The sequence below is a fragment of the Serratia sp. ASV30 genome, from assembly GCF_016428815.1.
In the GTDB taxonomy this organism is placed as follows: domain Bacteria; phylum Pseudomonadota; class Gammaproteobacteria; order Enterobacterales; family Enterobacteriaceae; genus Chania; species Chania fonticola_C.
On sequence record NZ_JAELTL010000169.1, the window covers coordinates 1 to 638 of the forward strand.

Consider the following 638-nt stretch of genomic DNA (forward strand, 5'->3'; position numbering starts at 1 on the left):
TTATTGATAACTGTGAGGCTGAACCAACAGTGATGCCTGCAAGTTTTCAGGTTCAGGATGTATTGTCGAATATTGCAAGGCCAAGACCTGTTGGTAGTAGGTTGAAGATAAATCAGGTTTCAAAGGAAAAATATATGACGCTCAAGCTCGCACATATACGAGGTTTGCATAGGCGATGCGTCAAAGATAATATAGAGGATTTTTATAAAAAGGACTCGTCAGAGCATATTAACATGTTGCGGAGTTTTTATAATGTCTATGTCAATTAAAGATTTTGATTTTACTGAAATAGAAAGAAATTTTCCATCTGTTAGTTTTGGTTTTTATTCATCCGAAATTCATTCATTTATAAATTGCATTTTATGTGTTTTTGAGTCAGCGAAGAGTCTCGTGGATGAGTGGGATTCTATTCAAAACTTTGTTTCTGTTTATCACCAACCAAAGGTTGAGTCTGAGAGATGGAATGTATATTTGGTGCTTCTTTGTCCTGAAATGGTTGATATTAAAAATAAGTACATCATTCAAAATGATACCTATATCGCAAGGAAGTTGATAGTAGAGAACGAGTTGATTCCGGTTGAAAATTCGAAATTAATAAAAATTCTTAATAACGAACTTCTTGGTTTTGATCTTAAAGC

2 protein-coding genes are annotated in these 638 nt (G+C 33.7%); both read left to right on the top strand.

Annotated features, from left to right (window positions below):
- On the top strand, nucleotides 1-269 hold a 269-nt coding region (locus JHD74_RS26750), incomplete at its 5' end, for a hypothetical protein (protein WP_233169698.1).
- A partial coding sequence (locus JHD74_RS25935) for an ABC-three component system middle component 1 (RefSeq protein WP_199063899.1) occupies nucleotides 253-638 on the top strand: 386 nt, incomplete at its 3' end. The genes JHD74_RS26750 and JHD74_RS25935, both read left to right, overlap by 17 nt.